General features: G+C 73.6%; 11 protein-coding genes. All 11 read left to right on the forward strand.

The annotated features are described in order from the left end of the window. Window positions 1-75 precede the first annotated feature (75 nt). The 11 genes from IO30_RS0134855 (at window position 76) to IO30_RS0134905 (ending at window position 15614) form a co-directional block, all read left to right on the forward strand. The gene (locus tag IO30_RS0134855) at window positions 76-1410 is read left to right on the forward strand and encodes an ABC transporter substrate-binding protein (protein WP_031149847.1); all 1335 of its coding nucleotides are present in this window, start codon (window positions 76-78) and stop codon (window positions 1408-1410) included. A 128-nt stretch (window positions 1411-1538) separates the two neighbouring features. Then, entirely contained in the window at window positions 1539-2420 is an 882-nt protein-coding gene (locus IO30_RS0134860; RefSeq protein ID WP_051859816.1) for a carbohydrate ABC transporter permease, read from the forward strand. A 2-nt stretch (window positions 2421-2422) separates the two neighbouring features. Continuing rightward, the gene (locus tag IO30_RS0134865) at window positions 2423-3256 is read left to right on the forward strand and encodes a carbohydrate ABC transporter permease (protein ID WP_031149850.1); all 834 of its coding nucleotides are present in this window, start codon (window positions 2423-2425) and stop codon (window positions 3254-3256) included. 5 nt (window positions 3257-3261) lie between these two features. Beyond that, a complete protein-coding gene (locus tag IO30_RS0134870) occupies window positions 3262-4536 on the forward strand; it encodes a 6-phospho-beta-glucosidase (protein ID WP_031149852.1) in 1275 nt (424 codons plus the stop codon). Further along, window positions 4527-5546 carry an N-acetylglucosamine kinase gene (locus IO30_RS0134875; RefSeq protein ID WP_051859786.1) on the forward strand — a complete coding sequence of 340 codons (1020 nt, stop codon included), beginning with the start codon at window positions 4527-4529 and terminating at the stop codon, window positions 5544-5546. The genes IO30_RS0134870 and IO30_RS0134875 overlap by 10 nt, the downstream gene beginning before the upstream one ends. Before the next feature lie 205 nt (window positions 5547-5751). After that, complete coding sequence (locus IO30_RS0134880) at window positions 5752-7161, forward strand: calponin homology domain-containing protein (RefSeq protein WP_373316500.1); 1410 nt, start codon at window positions 5752-5754, stop codon at window positions 7159-7161. A gap of 257 nt (window positions 7162-7418) precedes the next feature. Then, window positions 7419-8360, forward strand: a complete 942-nt coding sequence (locus IO30_RS0134885; protein WP_078904911.1) for a glutamate ABC transporter substrate-binding protein — start codon at window positions 7419-7421, stop codon at window positions 8358-8360. A 104-nt stretch (window positions 8361-8464) separates the two neighbouring features. Then, entirely contained in the window at window positions 8465-9712 is a 1248-nt protein-coding gene (locus IO30_RS0134890) for a coiled-coil domain-containing protein (RefSeq protein WP_031149859.1), read from the forward strand. A 5-nt stretch (window positions 9713-9717) separates the two neighbouring features. Next, window positions 9718-12624: a serine/threonine-protein kinase gene (locus tag IO30_RS0134895; RefSeq protein ID WP_031149861.1), complete on the forward strand. Its 2907-nt coding sequence runs from the start codon at window positions 9718-9720 to the stop codon at window positions 12622-12624. A gap of 3 nt (window positions 12625-12627) precedes the next feature. Further along, window positions 12628-14175, forward strand: a complete 1548-nt coding sequence (locus IO30_RS0134900; RefSeq protein ID WP_051902807.1) for a PP2C family protein-serine/threonine phosphatase — start codon at window positions 12628-12630, stop codon at window positions 14173-14175. A gap of 113 nt (window positions 14176-14288) precedes the next feature. After that, complete coding sequence (locus IO30_RS0134905) at window positions 14289-15614, forward strand: VWA domain-containing protein (protein ID WP_031149865.1); 1326 nt, start codon at window positions 14289-14291, stop codon at window positions 15612-15614. The last annotated feature ends 9 nt before the right edge of the window (window positions 15615-15623 follow it).

Genomic DNA, 15623 nt, shown 5'->3' on the forward strand with positions numbered 1-15623 from the left:
TGTCCCCGCTCGACCGCACCTCCTTCTGCACCCCCTCATGTCCCGGAACTCCCCCGCGCAGAGAGTGACACCGCCATGCCCAGAAACCGTCGTCTCACCGCCGCAGCAGGCGTCCTCGCCGCGATATCCGTGCTCTCCACCGCGTGTACCGGCCAGAGCGGCGGGGCCGCCGCCGACGACCCGGGCAAGGAGGTCACCCTCAACTTCTGGCACGGCTGGTCCGCCCCGAGCGAGGCGAAGGCGATCGAGGAGAACATCGCCCGCTTCGAGAAGGCCCACCCGAACATCAAGGTCCAGGTCACCGGCAACATGACCGACGACAAGGTCAACCAGGCGCTGCGGGCGGGCGGGGGCAAGGCACCCGACGTCGTGTCCTCCTTCACCACCGACAGCGTCGGCAAGTTCTGCAACTCCCGCGCCTTCGCCGACCTGAACCCCTTCCTCCAGAAGTCCGGGATCGACAAGACCAAGGTCTTCCCCAAGACCCTGCTGGAGTACACCCAGTTCAACGGCAACCAGTGCACCCTGCCGCTGCTGCACGACGCGTACGGGCTCGTCTACAACAAGACCGCCTTCGCGGCCGCCGGCATCACCGAACCCCCGCGGACCTGGAGCCAGTTCACCGAAGCCGCCAAGAAGCTCACCAAGCCCAAGGGCGATTCGTACGAGCAGGTCGGCCTGATGCCCACCTTCCACGGCTACGAGACCACCCCCATGCGGCTGGCCGCGCAGTGGAGCCCCACGTACTTCGGCGCCGACGGCAGCTCCAACCTGGCCGGGGACCCGGCCTTCGCCAAGATGCTGGCCGCGCAGAAGGACCTCGTCGCGGCGCTCGGCGGCTACGAGAAGCTGGAGCGGTTCCGCACCGGCTTCGGCGACGAGTGGAGCGCCGAGCACCCCTTCCACACCGGCCAGGTCGCCATGCAGATCGACGGCGAGTGGCGGGCCCCGATGGCCAAGGACGCCGGCGTCGGCTTCGAGATCGGCACCGCGCCGCTGCCCGTCCCCGACGACCAGGCCGCCGACTACGGCAAGGGCTACCTCTCCGGCACGATCATGGGCATCGCCTCGGGCAGCACGAAGCAGAACGCCGCCTGGGAGCTGGTGAAGTACATGACGACCGACACCGAGGCCGTCGTCGCCTTCGCCAACGCGATCCACAACGTGCCCTCCACGCTCGCGGCCCTGGAGTCCCCGGACCTCCAGGTGAGCCCGGAGTTCAAGACCTTCCTGGACATCGCCCGCCACCCCAAGTCGAGCACCACCCCGGCCCAGGCCGACGGCGGCACCTACCAGCTGACCTTCACCGACCTCGCCTACGCCGTCGAGAAGGGTGACGTCACGGACGTCCCGGCCGCCCTCGCCAAGGCCGACCAGCAGATCGACACGGACATCGCGAAGGCGAAGTAGCCCCGATGACCCGCACGAGCACGACCCTCACGAGCACGACCCTCACGAGCACGGCGAGCGGCCCCGGCGGCGGTGCGAAGGCCCTGCGGGCCAAGCACCGGCGCTCCGCCCTGCGGACCGCGGCCTTCATGTCCCCCTGGCTGATCGGGTTCGCGGTCTTCTTCGCCTACCCGCTGCTGTCCTCCGTCTACTTCTCCTTCACCAAGTACGACGGGTTCCGCGAGCCCGTCTTCAACGGCGCCGACAACTGGATCTACGTCTTCACCGACTACCCCCTCTTCTGGCCCGCCCTGCGCAACACCCTGTGGCTGGTCGTGGTCATGGTCGGCTGCCGCGTCGTCTTCGGCCTCGGCACCGGCCTGCTCATCACGAAGATCAAAACGGGTGCGGGGCTCTTCCGGACCCTGTTCTACCTGCCCTACCTGGCCCCGCCGGTCGCCGCGACGCTGGCCTTCGTCTTCCTCCTCAACCCCGGCACCGGCCCCGTCAACACCGGGCTGGACGCGGTCGGCCTGCCCACCCCCGGCTGGTTCACCGACGCCGCCTGGTCCAAGCCCGCCCTGACCGCCCTCGCCCTGTGGGGGGTGGGCGACCTGATGGTCATCTTCATGGCCGCACTGCTCGACGTACCGAAGGAGCAGTACGAGGCCGCCGAGCTGGACGGGGCCGGGGCCTGGGCACGCTTGCGGCACATCACCCTGCCGAACATCTCCCCGATCATCCTGTTCGCGGTGGTCACCGGGGTCATCCAGGCCATGCAGTACTACACGCAGCCGCTGGTGGCGGGGAAGGTCGCGGCCGGGGTGATCGGCGGCTCCGGGCAGCAGCTCGAACCGGGCTACCCCGACAGGTCCACCCTGACCCTGCCCCAGCTCGTCTACAACCTCGGCTTCCAGCGCTTCGACTACGGCACCGCCTGCGTCGTCGCGCTGGTCCTCTTCGCCCTCTCCATGGCCTGCACCGCGCTCCTGATGCGCCGCCGTGGCGGACTGATCGGATCAGGTGAGTGAGCATGCGCAGCCGCAAGGCCGTACTGCACTGGGTCGGCGTGCACTCGCTCGGCGTGGCCGCCGCCCTCTTCTTCGTCCTCCCCTTCGTCTTCCTCTTCCTGACCTCCCTGATGTCCGACCGTCAGGCACTGACCCGTGACCTGTGGCCGGACACCTGGCAGTGGGACAACTACCTCACCGTGTGGAACACCCCCGGCTTCCTCACCTGGTGGCGCAACACCCTGCTCTACGCCGGCCTCGGCACCCTGCTGACCGTGGTGTCCTCACTGCCCGTGGCCTACGCCCTCGCCAAGTTCCGCTTCCGCGGCAGGCGGCTGTCGCTGCTGCTCGTCATCGCCATGATGATGCTGCCGCCCCAGGTCGTGGTCATCCCGATGTACCTCTTCTGGGCCAAACAGCTCGACCTGTCGGGAACCCTCTGGCCGCTGATCATCTCCATGGCCTTCGGCGACGCCTTCTCCATCTTCCTGCTCCGCCAGTTCCTGCTGACCATCCCCGACGAGTACCTGGACGCGGCCCGGGTCGACGGCTGCGGCGAGGTCCGCACCCTGCTGCGCGTCGTCCTGCCGATGGCGAAGCCCGGTCTGGCCGCCGTCGCGCTGTTCCAGTTCTTCAGCGCCTGGAACGACTACTTCGGCCCGCAGATCTACGCCTCCGACAATCCGGCCGCCTGGACCCTCAGCTACGGACTGGAGTCCTTCAAGGGGGCCCACCACACCAACTGGAACCTGACCATGGCCGCGACCGTACTGGTCATGGCGCCGGTGATCGTCCTCTTCTTCTTCGCCCAGAAGGCGTTCGTCGAGGGAGTCACCCTGACCGGAGTGAAAGGCTAGTGACCATGAAACTCGCAGTGGTGGGCGGCGGTTCCACCTACACCCCCGAACTGATCGACGGCTTCGCGCGGCTGCGCGACACCCTCCCGATCGGCGAGCTGGTGCTCATCGACCCCGCCACCGACCGGCTGGAGCTGATCGGCGCACTCGCCCGACGGATCTTCGCCCGGCAGGGGCACCCGGGGGTCGTCACCACCACCGGCGACCTCGACGCGGGAGTCGCCGGCGCCGACGCCGTCCTGATCCAGCTGCGGATCGGCGGCCAGGCCGCCCGGCTCCAGGACGAGACCTGGCCGCTGGAGTGCGGCTGCGTCGGCCAGGAGACCACGGGCGCGGGCGGGCTCGCCAAGGCGCTGCGCACCGTACCGGTGGTCCTCGACATCGCCGAACGGGTCCGCCGGGCCAGCCCGCAGGCCTGGATCATCGACTTCACCAACCCGGTCGGGATCGTCACCCGGGCCCTGCTCCAGGCCGGGCACAAGGCGGTCGGTCTGTGCAACGTGGCCATCGGCTTCCAGCGGAAGTTCGCCGCGCTGCTGGACCTCGCCCCGGCCGACATCCACCTGGACCACGTGGGGCTCAACCACCTCACCTGGGAACTGGGCGTGCGCCGGGGCGGCCCGGACGGCGAGGACCTGCTCCCGCGCCTGCTGGCCGAGCACGCCGACGCGATCGCCGGGGACCTGCACCTGCCGCGGGCGGTACTGGACCGCCTCGGCGTGGTCCCCTCCTACTACCTGCGCTACTTCTACGCGCACGACGAGGTGGTGCGCGAACTCGGGACCAGGCCCTCGCGGGCCGCCGAGGTCGCCGCGATGGAGAAGGAACTGCTCGGCCTGTACGGGGACCCCGCGCTGGCCGAGAAGCCCGCGCTGCTCGCCAAGCGCGGCGGGGCCTTCTACTCGGAGGCGGCCGTCGACCTGGCCGCGGCGCTGCTGGGCGACGGCGGCTCCCCCGTGCAGGTGGTCAACACGTACAACAACGGCACCCTGCCGTTCCTCCCGGACGACGCGGTCGTCGAGGTGCAGGCGCAGGTCCGCGGTACCGGCGCCGCCGGTCCGGTGCCGCTGGCGGTCCCGCGGCTGGACCCGCTGTACGCCGGGCTGGTCTCGCACGTGACGGCGTACGAGGACCTCGCCCTGGACGCTGCGCTGCGCGGCGGCCGCGACCGGGTCTTCAAGGCCCTGCTCGCGCACCCGCTGGTCGGCCAGTTCGACCTCGCCGAAGGACTGACGGACCGGCTCCTCGCCCACAACAAGGAGCACCTGCCATGGGCGTGAGGAACAGGGCCCTCCCCGTCGGCACCGCCGCCGCGGCGGTGCTCGCCGTCGACGCGGGCAACAGCAAGACGGACGCGGCGCTGATCGCCGCGGACGGCAGCGTGCTGGGAACCGGGCGCTCCGGGGGGTTCCAGCCGCCGCTGACCGGCATCGAGCGGGCCCTGGACGTCGTCGGGCAGGCCGTCGCGGAGGCCGTGGAGGCGGCGGGCCTGTCGGGGCTCGCGCCCGGGGCGCCGTACGCCCGACGGGTCTCGGCCTGCCTGGCCAATGCCGATCTGCCGGTGGAGGAGCGGCAGCTGACGGAGGCGATGGGGGCGCGCGGCTGGGGCGAAGCCACCGAGGTCCGCAACGACACCTTCGCGATCCTGCGGGCCGGGGTGAACGAGCCGCGCGGGGTCGCCGTGGTGTGCGGGGCGGGCATCAACTGCGTGGGCATGGTGCCCGACGGTCGCACGGCCCGCTTCCCGGCGCTCGGGAAGATCTCCGGCGACTGGGGCGGCGGGGGCGGTCTGGCCGCCGAGGCCCTGTGGTGGGCGGCGCGGGCCGAGGACGGCCGCGGCGGGCCGACGGAGCTGGCGGCCGCGCTGCCGGGACACTTCGGGCTCGGTTCCATGTACCGGCTGATCGAGGCGCTGCACCTGGGCGCCCTCGCGCAGGTACGGACCCACGAGCTGGTGCCGGTGCTGTTCGCGGTGGCCGCGGCGGGCGATCCGGTGGCCTCGGCCATCGTGGAACGGCAGGCCGAGGAGGTGGTGGCGCTGGCCGTGGTGGCCCTGCGCCGCCTGGACCTGCTGGAGGAGGAGGCACCCGTACTGCTCGGCGGGAGCGTGCTCACGGCCCGGCACCCGCAGCTCAACGGGCGGATCGAGGAGCTCCTGGGCGGACGGGCGCCGCACGCCCGGGCCGAGGTGGTCTCGGCGCCCCCGGTGCTCGGCGCCGGGCTGCTGGGTCTGGACGCGCTCGGGGCCCCGCCCGCATCGCACGGGAAACTCCGTGCCCATTTCGGATGAACCGGGCCCCGGGGAGGGCGCGTCGGGAACCGCGGGGGCCGTAGCGGCGTATTGACCGTGAAGGGGTGACGGGGGCGCCCGCCGTGGTGGATCACCCATGATCGGGCCAAGGTGCTGTGGTCGACCGGCAATGCGGCCATACTGCTGCGCAGGGGATACCACCCAGCGGTAGCTGGGGGGAAGTGAGACCGAGGGGGAGGTCACGGTGGCGATCACATCACGCGCGCCCGCGCCCGGCGGCGGCGCTCCCGTGCCGTCCGCGGGGCCGCAGGCACCGCCGCCCGACGGGCTGCCCGGACGGGGCACCGCCTGGGCCGAGGGCGTGGAGCGGCTGCGCGAGGCGGCGACGACCGAGCCCGGACGGCTGCGGATCATCGGTGCCGTACTGGCCGCCCTGATCGTGCTGTTCGGGGCGGCGAGCGTCTGGGAGATCTCCGGCCGGGTCACGGCCGCGGACGACGTCGTGGGCCGCAGCCAGCCGCTCAGTGCGGACGCCGCGAGCATCTACCGCTCGCTCGCGGACGCCGACACCGCCTCCTCCAGCGGGTTCCTGGCGGGCGCACAGGAGTCGCGCGAGGTCCGCCGGCGCTACGAGACCGACATCGCCAACGCCTCCAAGCTGCTGGTGAACGCGGCGGCCAACACCCGGGCCGATGAGGACTCCCGCAAGCAGATAGCCCTGCTGAGCGAGGGACTGCCGCGCTACACCGGGCTGATCGAGCAGGCCCGCGCCACCAACCGGCAGGGCCTGCCGCTGGGCGGCGCGTATCTGCGCTACGCCAACGAGCAGATGACCACGCAGCTGCTGCCCGCCGCCCAGCGGCTGTACGAGGCGGAGACCGGCCGGCTCTACACGGACTACGACGACGCCCGGTCCTGGCCGCTGGCCTCGGTCGGTACGGGCCTGCTCGCGCTCGCCGGCCTGGCCTGGGCGCAGCGGCGCAACTACCTGCGCACGAACCGGGTCCTCAACCACGGGCTGCTGGCCGCGACGGCCGCCTCCGTGGTGGTGCTGCTGTGGCTTGCCGTGGGGCACACGGTCGCGCGCTCGGGGCTGAGCGAGGCCCGCTCCGACGGGCAGGAGTCCCTGAAGGTGCTCAACGACGCGCGGATCGCCTCCCTCCAGGCCCGGGCCGGGGAGAACCTGACGCTGGTCGCGCGGGGCGCCGTCCTGGCCGAGGACTCCAAGTCCGACAAGTACGACCAGGACTTCACGACCAACCTGGCGCAGTTGGAGACCGGGCTGTCCACGGCCCTGCGGCTGGCCGACGACGAGGCGGGCAAGACGCCCGTGAACCAGGCCGTGGACGGCGTGAAGCAGTGGAAGCAGCGGCACGCGGCCGCCAGGGAGTCCGACCTGAAGGGCGACTACGAGGCCGCGCTGACCCAGGTCATCGGGAACGAGCAGCACAAGGAGAGCAGCGGCGCCGCCTTCGACACGGTCGACGCCTCCCTGGAGCGGGCGGTGGCCCACGAGCAGCAGGAGTTCACCCGGGCCGCCCGGGGCGGGCTCGGGGCGCTGGGCGGTCTGGTGACGGGCGCGGCGGCCCTGGCGGTCGTCGGCGCGGCAGCGGCCCTGCTCGGCATCGGGCGCAGGCTTTCGGAGTACAGGTGACGGCGATGCGGAAACGAGTGAGGGTCTCCGAGGGGTACGAGGGCTACGCCCGCGGCGCGGGGCAGGGCGTCCCGGGCCGGGGTCCCGGAGCCGAAGGCCCGGCTGCGGCTGCGTCCGGGTCCCCGACGGCGACGGCTTCGGCGACGGCCACGGCTACGGGTGGCGCGGGCCTGCCGGCCGGCCCGGCGCCGGCGGCTTCCGGCACCGGGCTACGACGGCTGAAGGGCCGGCTGCGCGGCTGGGGCGGGGTCAGCGCCATGGCCGCGGCCTGCGCCGTGACGGCCGCGGCGGTCCTGCTGCCGCTGGCCCACGCTGCCCCGGAATCCGGCCGTGCGGGCGCGGTGCGCGAACCGCTCGCCCCGGCCGTCGCCCCGGCCGCCCCGGCGGACACCTGCCAGGACCCGGAGGCCAGCCTGCGCCCGTCCGAGGTCGACGGCGCGACCATCGCCCGGATCAAGTCGGCGGGCAAGCTCGTCGCGGGCGTCGACCAGAACAGCTTCCGCTGGGGCTACCGCAACCAGGCCGCCGAAGGCCGCCTCGACGGCTTCGACATCGACCTGGTCAAGGCCATAGCCAAGGACATCCTGGGCGACGAGAACGCGGTCATCTACCGTGCCATCCCCACCAGCCAGCGCGTCCCGGCGCTCCAGGACGGCCGGGTCGACATCGTCGTGCGGACCATGACGATCAACTGCAAGCGGCTGGAGGACGTCGCCTTCTCCACGGCCTACTTCGAGGCGGGGCAGCAGGTGCTGGTCCCCAAGATGTCGCCGATCACCGGCTACGACGACTCGCTCAAGGACCGCAAGGTCTGCACGGCGGCCGGCTCCACGGCGGAGGCGGCCCTCAAGGCGAAGTCCTACGGTGCGGTGCCGGTCAGCGTGCCCAACCAGCTGGACTGCCTGGTCCGGCTCCAGCTGGGCGAGGTCGACGGCATCATCACGGACAACGCGCTCGCCGCCGGTCAGGCCGCCCAGGACCCCTCGGTGCGGCTGGTGGGCTCCCCGTTCACCAAGGAGTTCTACGGGGTCGCGATGAACAAGGACGCGGGCGACCTGGTCCGCCGGGTCAACAAGGTCCTGGACAACTACCGCGCGGGCGGCAATGACAGCCCGTGGATGAAGGCGTACCGCAAGCACCTGGAGCCGGTGCTGCCCGGAGTGACCGCGCCGCCCGCGCCCAAGTACCGGGACGGCTGAGGCCGGTGGCGGAACGGGACGCGGACACGGACGCGGACGCAAAGGCAGGACCGGGCGCGGTGAAGCGGGCGGAGGCTCACTCGTTGGAGGCGTGGTCGGCAGTGATGGACCGGGACGACGTCGACCGCGCGCTGGCCCGGCTGGCCGCCGAACACGAGGCGGTCGAGACCTCGCTGCTCGCCCTCCAGGACCACGCCGGACGCCGGCTGCTGGAGGGGGCCGCCCTGACCGGGGTCACCCAGGAGCGCTGGGCGGTCGCCGACGCGGCCGTCACCCGGCTGTGGACGTACTTCGACGCCTACAGCGGGGCCCTGAGCGCTGCCCGGAAGATCCGCGAGCGGCGCCGCTGGCCGAACCGCGAGGACCTGGTCGAGCTGACCGACCGGCTGCGCGGGCCCGGCGTGCTGATCGCCGGGGCGGGCGTGGAGGGCGCGGCCCTGGCGGAGCGCTTCTCGCTCGCCGAGCTGGTGGCCCGGATGAACGAGCTGTACGCGCGTTCGCTGGACGTGGTGGTCGCCGCCGACGCGGTGTGGACGGCCCTGCCCGCCCGGATCGACCTGCTCGCCGCGGAGCTGCACCGCACCAGGAGCCTCGCCCACTCGGTGGGGGTCCGCCCGGGCGAGCACCCCTCGGGCGACGACCTGGAGGAGATCACGGCCGAGCTGACGGAGCTGCGGGCCCGGGTGATCGCGGACCCGCTGGCGTTCTGGCTGCCGGTGACGGGCAGTTCGGCGCCCGGTGGCGGCCGTCCCGACACGGCGCGCTACGACCGGGCCGCGCTCGCGCTGGAGGACGTACGCCGGGAGGTCGAGGCGGTGCTGGCCGTGCGGCAGGACGCCGAACAGCGGCTGATCAGCCTGCGGGACGTGCTCTCGCGGGCCGACCGGACCCTCGCGGAGGCCCGTACGGCGCGCGTCGAGGTGCTGGCGAAGATCGCCGCGTCCGAGGTACCGGCGGTCAGCGGCCCGCCCACGGCGCTCCAGGAACAGCTCGCGGCGGCGGCCGAGCACCGGCGCCAGGCCCGCTGGCACCGGCTCTCTCCGCTCCTCGATTCCCTGGAGGAGCGGGCGGAGGAGGAACTGCGCAGGGCCCGTGAATCGTTGACGGCGGTGACGGCGCCCCTGGCGGTACGGGCCGAACTGCGCGGGCGGCTGGACGCGTACAAGGCGAAGGTGGCCCGGCACGGAATGGCGGAGGACCCGCTGCTGGTCGAGCGGTACGACACGGCCCGTCGGATGCTGTGGAGCGCACCCTGCGACCTGCGCGTCGCGGAGCAGGCCGTCCTGCGCTACCAGCAGGCGGCGGCAGAAGCATTGCAGGGCACGGGAACTCCCGGAAAGGAGGGCGCATGAGCCTGATCGGAACGGCGTGTGTGCGCCCCGGCTGCCCGGGGGCGTACGAGGACATGGGCGGCGGCGAGCTGTACTGCGACACCTGCGGACTGGCGCCGATCGGCGCGGTCGCGGCGGGTGCCGAGGAGCTGGTGTCCCCGCCGACGGGGATGACGAGCGCGGCCCGCGGGGGCCTGGGCTCCGGCGGTTCGCGGGGGTCCGAGAGCTCCCAGGGCTCCCGGGGCTCGCACGGCTCCGCGCGGTCCTCGGCCTCCGCGCGGTCCTCGCGGTCGTCCTCGTCGCGGCGCTCGGTGTCGGGGCGGCTCTCCCGCTCGCTGTCGGGGGCCGCCTCCACCCGGTCGGTGTCGGTGCGCAGTTCGGGCTCGGCGGCCGCGTCCTCGGGGCGCAGCAGGCTGGGCGCCGGGCTGGTCAACGTACCGGAGGTGCCGCGTCCCGATCCTTCGGCGGCGGTGCTGGAGAATCCGGAGGTGCCGGAGCGCAAGCGGTTCTGCTCGCGCTCGGACTGCGGTGCCCCGGTGGGCCGGGCCCGCGGGGACCGGCCGGGCCGCACCGAGGGCTTCTGCACGAAGTGCGGGCACCCGTACTCCTTCGTGCCCAAGCTGCGCGCGGGTGACGTGGTGCACGGCCAGTACGAGGTGGCGGGCTGCCTGGCGCACGGCGGGCTCGGCTGGGTCTACCTGGCGGTGGACCGGGCCGTCTCGGACCGGTGGGTGGTGCTCAAGGGCCTCCTGGACACCGGCGACCAGGACGCCATGGAGGCGGCGATATCGGAACGCCGCTTCCTCGCGGAGATCGAGCACTCCAACATCGTGCGGATCTACAACTTCGTGGAGCACCTGGACCAGCGGACCGGTTCGCTGGACGGGTACATCGTCATGGAGTACGTGGGCGGCAAGTCCCTCAAGGAGATCGCGAACGAGCGGCGCCGGCCCGACGGCCGCCGCGACCCGCTGCCGGTGGAACAGGCCTGCGCCTACGGCATCGAGGCCCTGGAGGCCCTCGGCCACCTGCACAGCCGCAACCTCCTGTACTGCGACTTCAAGGTCGACAACGCGATCCAGCAGCAGGACCAGCTGAAGTTGATCGACATGGGCGCGGTGCGGCGGATGGACGACGAGGAGTCGGCCATCTACGGCACGGTGGGCTACCAGGCCCCGGAGGTCGCGGAGCTGGGTCCGTCGGTCGCCTCCGACCTGTACACGGTGGCGCGGACGCTGGCCGTGCTGACCTTCGACTTCCAGGGCTACACCAATGTCTTCGTGGACTCGCTGCCCGACCCGGAGCACATCGAGGTGTTCGGGCGCTACGAGTCCTTCTACCGGCTGCTGGTCCGGGCGACGGATCCGGACCCGGGGCGGCGCTTCGCCTCCGCGCAGGAGATGGCGGACCAGCTGACGGGCGTGCTGCGGGAAGTGGTCGCCCTGCAGACGGGCCGCCCGAGGCCGCAGCTGTCGACGCTCTTCGGGCCGGAGCTGCGGGTTCCGGACACCCGGCTGTTCGCGGAGGGCCCGGACGCCGCGGGGCCCGGCGGGCCGCTGGTCTCCCGGCTCGGCTACCGGACCGGTCCGCAGACCTCCGCCGGGCGCGGGCTCTTCGGGGCCCTGGGCCGCGGCAGGTCAGCACGGGCCGGGGCGGTTGGTACTGGCGGTGCGGGCGGTACGGGTCCTGCCGTCGGGGCCGTCGGGGCTGTCGTTTCCGGGGCCGGGACGCCCGTGCCCGCGGTCGGCGCGCCCTACGCGACGCACCCGTCGACGCACCCCTCCGGGGCCGGCACCCCGCCGGGCGGCACGCCTTCGCCCGGCGGTGCGCCTTCGCCCGGCGGTGCGTTCGGGGGTGCTCCGCTGCCCGCGCTCGGGACCACGGCCACGCACGTGGCCGCCGCGCAGGTCCCCGGCCCCAGACCGGCCCCCGCGCCCCCGGGCGCGCCGCCGGTCCCGGCCAGACCCGCGGGGGCCGTACCCGTACTCCTGTCGCCGCCCCCCGCGGGGGCGAGCACGCTCGACCCGCGGGACACCGCGCTGGCGCTGCCCGTCCCCCTGGTGGACGCGGGCGATCCCAACGCCGGGTTCCTGACCGGCCTGCTGGCCTCCGCCCCGGCGGACCTGCTCGGCGCACTGGGTTCGGCCCCCGCCGACTCGGCCGAACTGCGCCTGCGGGAGCTGCGGGCCCGGCTGGAGCTGGGCGAACTGCCCGCCGCCGGGGCGACCCTGGCGGGGCTCGAAGCCCGGCATCCGGACGACTGGCGGGTGGTGTGGGCCCGCGGGATCGCCTCGCTGGCCACCGGCGAGAACGAGATCGCGGCCCTGTCGTTCGACGCGATCTACGACGCCTTCCCGGGCGAGCCCGCACCGAAGCTGGCCCTCGCCCTGTGCGCGGAGGTGCTCGGCCAGCTCGACAACGCCGCCGAGTACTACCGGCTCGTCTGGATCACGGACCCTGGATTCGTGAGCGCGGCCTTCGGGCTGGCCCGGGTCCAGCTGGCCGCCGGTGACCGGGCCGCGGCCGTGCGGACGCTGGAATCCGTACCGGAGGCTTCGATCCACTACACGGCCGCACGGGTGGCCTCCGTACGCGCACGTCTGCGCGACCGGTCTCCCGAGGAGGCGCTGCTGCCCGATCTGGCGGCCGCCTCCGACCAGGTGGAGGCGCTGCGGCGGTTCGGGCTGGACCCGGAGCGGCAGGAGCGGCTGGCAGCCGAGGTTCTGGGCTCGGCCCTGGACTGGGTACTGTCGGGTAGCCGGGGTTCCGACCCCGGCCGGACCACGCTGCTCGGCAGTCAACTGGACGAGCGGGGCCTGCGCTTCGGCCTGGAGCGCTCGTACCGCCTTCTCGCTCGGCTGGCACAGCGGGGCGAGGAGAGGATCGAACTGGTGGAGCGGGCAAACCGTTTCCGTCCCCGGACGTGGGTGTGATTGATGTCGATGCATCGGCCGTCTGGCTGCCCCAGCTGCGCGGAACCCCTCGAAGAGGGGGACCGTTTCTGCGGTGTCTGCGGCTACGCAGTCTCCGCCGCCCCGCCGGCCCGCCCGGCCGTCTCCGCGGGCCGTCCCGCCGAGGCGCCCGCGGCGGAACCCGCGCCCGGGTGGGGCAGTGTCTCCGGCGCGGCGCCCACGCTGGTCGGTGACGCGGGCGGCGGCTGGTCCGCGAGCCCGACGGAACAGGGCGCGGCGGCGGCCGCGACCCCGCCGCAGGGCGGCGCGCCCTGGCCGGTGGCCGAGCCCCGCTACGACCTGCGGGCGGGCTCCGGCACACCGCCGGAGGGCGTCCCGTGGGGCCCGGCCGAGGAACCGTACGCGGCGCCTGCGCCCGCGGCCGCGACCCCGCCCGCCGAGCCGTACGCAGCGGGGCCCGCGCCCGAAGCCCCGTACGCCGCCGCACCGGAGGGCGCCCCGTACGCAGGGGGCCCCGCGCCCGAGAGCCCGTACGCCGCAGTACCGGAGGCCGCCGAGGCGGACGGTGCGGAAGCCGAACCGCAGGGCGCCGCGGCCGAGGGCGGGAAGACCTGCGTGGCCTGCCGGGCCGGCCGGGTCGACACCGACGGGTACTGCGAGCACTGCGGCCACGCCCAGCCCCGCGAGCGCGACCACCTGGAGGAGGAGCTCGGCAGCGTCGCCGCCGTCAGCGACCGCGGACTGCGCCACCACCGCAACGAGGACTCCTTCGCCGTGGCCGCCACCGCCCTGCCCGACGGGTCCGCCGCCACCGTGGCCATCGTCTGCGACGGCGTCTCGTCCGCGAGCCGCCCCGACGAGGCCTCGGCCGCGGCGGCGGGCGCCGCCAACGAGGCGCTGCTCGACGCGCTCCCGCGCGGCGCCCACCCCCAGGAGGCCATGCACGAGGCGATCCTGGCGGCCGCGGCCGCCGTGAACGCCCTGGCCCCCGAAGTCCCCGGCGCACAGAACGCCCCCGCGTGCACCCTGGTCGGAGCCGTCGTCAGCGGCGGCCTGCTGACCATCGGCTGGGTGGGCGACAGCCGGGCCTACTGGGTCCCCGACGACCGCGCCGCCCTGCCGCGCCGGCTCACCGAGGACGACTCCTGGGCGGCCCAGATGGTCGCGGCCGGACTGATGGGCGAGGCCGAGGCCTACGCCGACGTCCGCGCGCACGCGATCACCGGCTGGCTGGGCGCCGACGCCTACGACCTCGAACCGCACACGGCCACCTTCAAGCCGGACCACGCCGGTGTGGTCGTGGTCTGCACCGACGGCCTGTGGAACTACGCCGAGTCCGCCCGGGAGATGGCCCAGGTGCTGCCCGCCGACGCCGCCACCCGGCCCCTGCACAGTGCGCAGGTCCTCGTGGGCCACGCCCTCGACGGCGGCGGCCACGACAACGTGACGGTGGCCGTCGTCCCGTTCGCCGCGCTCCCCGACCCCCGCCCCGCCCCGCAAACGGAACCGGCCGGGGCAGCGGAAGCGGAAGCAGGACCGGCGGCCGGTCCGGACGCGCACCCCCGGGCCTGACCCTCCTGCCCGGGCCCCGGGCGGTGTCCCGCCGACCGGGCTGGACTCGTGGCGCCCGGCAACCGCTCCCTGACCCAGTCCGTCCGACGAGACACCACCGAGGAGTCCAACCGATGGCGAACTTCGCCAAGCCGAGCGCCCCGCGCTTCAGCGTGGAGGTGTACCAGAACGAGTTCCTCCCCGAGGGCGGGCGGGACGTCCACGCGATCGTCACGGTCACCTCCACGGGCGGCGCGACCGCCACCCGCGCGGCGGCGGCCCAGGGCTCGGCCGCGGTCGTGATCATGGTCGACTGCTCCGGTTCCATGGAGTACCCGCCCGACAAGATGCGCGGCGCCCGCGAGGCCACGGCCGCCGCCGTCGACACCCTGCGCGACGGCACCTCCTTCGCCGTGATCGCCGGCACGCACGTGGCCAAGGAGGTCTACCCGGGTCAGGGCCGCCTCGCCGTCGCCGATCCCGCCACGCGGGCCCAGGCCAAGGAGGCCCTGCGCGGCCTGACCTCCGGCGGCGGCACCGCCATCGGGACCTGGCTGCGCCTCGCCGACGGGCTGCTGCGCCAGTCCCCGGCCGCCATCCGGCACGGCATCCTGCTCACCGACGGCCGCAACGAGCACGAGGAACCGGCCGTGCTGCGCGCCACCCTCGACGCGTGCGCGGGCCGCTTCACCTGCGACGCCCGCGGGGTGGGCACCGACTGGGAGGTCAAGGAGGTGACGGGCATCGCCGGGGCCCTGCTCGGCTCCGCCGACATCGTGGCCGACCCGGCGCACCTGGCCGAGGACTTCACGCGCATGATGGAGAACGTCATGGGCAAGGAGGTCGCGGACGTCGCACTGCGCCTGTGGACCCCGGTCGGCGTGGAGATCCAGTACGTCAAGCAGGTCGCGCCCACGGTCCAGGACCTCACCGACCGCCGCGTCGAGGCGGGCCCGCGCGCGGGCGACTACCCGACGGGGTCCTGGGGCGACGAGTCCCGCGAGTACCACGTGTGCGTGCGCGTCCCCGACGCGAACGTCGGCCAGGAGATGCTCGCGGCCCGTGCCACCCTCGTCCTGCCGGGGCCGGCCGGAGAGCCGCCGACGACCCTGGCCCAGGGCCTGGTGCGCGCGGTGTGGACGAACGATCTGGTCGCCTCCACCGCCATCAACCCGCAGGTCGCCCACTACACCGGCCAGGCGGAGCTCGCGCAGGCTATCCAGCAGGGCCTGGAAGCCCGCAAAATGGGCGATGTCGATGGTGCCACCGCCAAACTCGGACGAGCGGTACAGCTGGCGAGCGCTTCGGGGAACGCCGACACTGCGAAACTGCTCGCGAAGGTGGTGGATGTCGTGGACGCGGTGAACGGTACTGTGCGGCTGAAGGCGAGGGTCGCCGATGCCGACGAGATGACTCTTGAAACGCGATCGACGCAGACCGTCCGAGTGAAGAAGACCTGAGAAGACCAC

The sequence above is a fragment of the Streptomyces xanthophaeus genome, assembly GCF_000725805.1.
GTDB lineage: Bacteria > Actinomycetota > Actinomycetes > Streptomycetales > Streptomycetaceae > Streptomyces > Streptomyces xanthophaeus.